This window comes from Bifidobacterium sp. UBA4282, assembly GCF_002394995.1.
Taxonomy (GTDB): Bacteria; Actinomycetota; Actinomycetes; order Actinomycetales; family Bifidobacteriaceae; genus Bifidobacterium; species Bifidobacterium pullorum_B.
In genome coordinates, this window is sequence record NZ_DGVO01000008.1 from 18,825 (window position 1) to 21,374 (window position 2,550).

At 60.5% G+C, this 2,550-nt stretch carries 2 protein-coding genes and 3 pseudogenes; all 5 read right to left on the reverse strand.

Annotated elements, in window-relative coordinates:
* Positions 1 to 391 (reverse strand): annotated as a pseudogene (locus B4C31_RS01005) (alpha/beta fold hydrolase); the annotation flags it as partial.
* A gap of 143 nt (positions 392 to 534) precedes the next feature.
* The gene (locus B4C31_RS01010; protein WP_291530975.1) at positions 535 to 1,191 is read right to left on the reverse strand and encodes an HAD family hydrolase; all 657 of its coding nucleotides are present in this window, start codon (positions 1,189 to 1,191) and stop codon (positions 535 to 537) included.
* 193 nt (positions 1,192 to 1,384) lie between these two features.
* Positions 1,385 to 1,594: a zinc ribbon domain-containing protein gene (locus tag B4C31_RS01015; RefSeq protein WP_033509234.1), complete on the reverse strand. Its 210-nt coding sequence runs from the start codon at positions 1,592 to 1,594 to the stop codon at positions 1,385 to 1,387.
* Between the two features lie 281 nt (positions 1,595 to 1,875).
* Positions 1,876 to 2,076, reverse strand: a pseudogene (locus B4C31_RS01020) (IS30 family transposase); the annotation flags it as partial.
* Positions 1,991 to 2,550: pseudogene (locus B4C31_RS01025) on the reverse strand (site-specific integrase); the annotation flags it as partial. The pseudogenes B4C31_RS01020 and B4C31_RS01025, both read right to left, overlap by 86 nt.

Consider the following 2,550-nt stretch of genomic DNA (forward strand, 5'->3'; position numbering starts at 1 on the left):
GAATGACCGGCGCGATCAGGGCGATGCCCGCCACACGGCGCGGCTTGCGTGCGATCACGGCCCGAGCCAGCACCCCGCCCATCGAGTTGCCGACCACGGCGAACGGCGCACGAGGCCCGAGGATGTCGTCGATCGCGCCGCAGAACCAGTCCACGTATTCGGGCAAACCGCCGGGGCCGTCCAGCGCCGGGGTGCGGCCGTACCCGGGCAGATCGAGGTAGATGCGCTGCGTCCGCTCCGGGAAATACCGGTCGAGCATCATCAGCGACCGATGATCGACGCCCATGCCGTGCGCGAAGACGATCGGGAACCCTTCCCCTTGCGTGACCATATACGCCTGCGGTTCCAACGTCTCTCCTTCATCGCTCGCGGTAGGACGGCACTCCTCCATCACCCGGTTCCCGGCCGTCGACTCTGCAGCGCGGCACGTTCGCGCCGGTCGCCGCAGACCAATGCTACGGAGCGCGATAGACCGCCGTCACGTGGTGTTCGTCAGATGGAATACCGCGGCGCCTGTCTCGGGGAGTAGCGCCGTCACTTGATGCGGATGAGTCTGTTGCCTTTGACCAAATAGGCGGTGCGGGCCAGGTCGATCATGGACTGGTCGTGGTAGCTGTCTGTGTAGAACTCGTCGATGACAGCGTCGGGGCCATAGATCTCACGGAAGCGCTTGACCTTGTTCGTGCGGAAGTTCAGGTGGGAGATCTCCAGCGTCTCCGGATCGATGGTGGAGGCGATGAGGTGTCGGATACCCAGACGACGGCAGGCCTCCCCCACCGTTAGGTCGAACGACGCGGTGACGATGACATCGTCCGGCTGGGGCGTATACCATGACTTGATCTTGCAGAACTTGCGGTTCCAGAAGGCCTCCGACAGCGCGTTCAGTCCCGCGTGGGAGGACGCGACGGGATCGCCGCCGCGCTTTGACGGAACCGTTGGCGACGGGTTGGAACCGCACAGCCTGGCCACGCGTTTCGATGCGTCGATATCCTGCAAATACCGGTGGATGACGCGCCCCAGCTTGCGTTCCATCGTCTGTAGTTCGGCGTGGCCGGTCTTGTACCGAATGCCGCATTGGGCCACCGGTGCGATGTATTTCAATACACGGGGCTCATAGCGGACGCTGAACAAATACAGGTCGAACAGGCTCTCGCCCTTGTAGATCGTCCCATCGAAGTCGAAGACCCTCATCGTCTCTCCACAACCTCACCCGATATGCGGCATGCGCCGTTGCTCCTCATGGTTCCACTGTAACCGCTCGACTCCGGCAGCGCCAGACGCCGTTGCATATTCCGTAGGTTTCGGGACACAGACGGGACACTGAACGGTGCTGTATGAGAAAGTTTGAGAATTACTCCGCGGCTCTGCTATAGACAATCGCAGGTCAGCCGAGCAGGAAATCCAGCACGTTCATCCCGCCATCGGTCTGCGAGCTGTACAGCTCCGTGAACCCGCACTGTCGGCAGCTGATGGTGATGAACCGCTTGTTCTGGATGTCGAAGATCTTCGCAAAGTTGCCACCAGTAGCCTGGAACTGGTCGCTGACGTACTCGCGGCAACCGCATTTCTGACAGACATATTGACGCTGCTCCATTGAGACCTCCTTATGAAGCATTTCGGTGATGGCATTATCCCACACGCATTAGGAACTCTTCATCTCATGGGATAATGACCACGTATCGACATTTTCCACCACGCGTAGAACGATACGACCTTCCATACATAGTCACATGTCATTCACTATGTTTGGATTCAGCCGACACATACCAACCCAATGAGCCATTCCCGTTACGCTGGAATAGAACAGACGGAATTCTTGACAAGATATTTCGCACTAAAAACAACACTCATTGCTATGAATCGCGGTGCCCGGATTCAACTTGTAAGTGCAACGCTTGTGCTTGGGTTGGTGGTTTTAGATTGTAGTCTGCTGGTCTCCTCGTCCCATGCCTCGTTGGGTGTTTTGTATTCGAGCTGTTTCATGGGGGTGTCGTTGATCTCCTGGACGATCGCGTCGAGCTCGTCCTGGGTCAGGTCGTCGAACGGGGTTTTCTTGGGCAGGTAGCGGCAGGCCCGCCGCTTCCAGCGCCTTCAGCCAGTGGTGGCGTTCCACGGACTCGCGGACCGGCGTGCCCCGCTGAGTCGTGAACACCAAGTCACGCGGTCCAACATGCAAGCGTCGTATGCGCGCCCAAAGCCTGTCCCACAGGCCTTGGGAGATGGGCACGAATCTCGTGGCGGCGCGCGTCTTGGGCGTGGTCAGCCACAGTGTGCCGTACAGGTGCTCGGCGTCGAGCCATTTGGGGATCACCGTCTCGCCGGGGCGCCCGTACGCCTGGATCTGCTGCTGCACGAATATGCCGGGCACCCCGTCCCGCAGCTCCAGCTCGTATGGCATGAGCGCGTACCGTTCGCCCTCGCGCATGCCGGCGGAGAACGCCAGCTCGAACAGGAGCGCCCACATCTCCGTACAATCGCCGGTGTCCACGGGGCCGCGCCGCGCCTCGCCCATATCCGTGACGGCGGCGATGAGCCGCTGCGGCTGGTCGT

Excerpts from the sequence above, each read along its gene's own strand:
- B4C31_RS01010 (WP_291530975.1), bottom strand. The coding sequence starts at position 1,191 with ATGAGGGTCTTCGACTTCGATGGGACGATCTACAAGGGCGAGAGCCTG.
- B4C31_RS01015 (WP_033509234.1), bottom strand. The coding sequence starts at position 1,594 with ATGGAGCAGCGTCAATATGTCTGTCAGAAATGCGGTTGCCGCGAGTAC.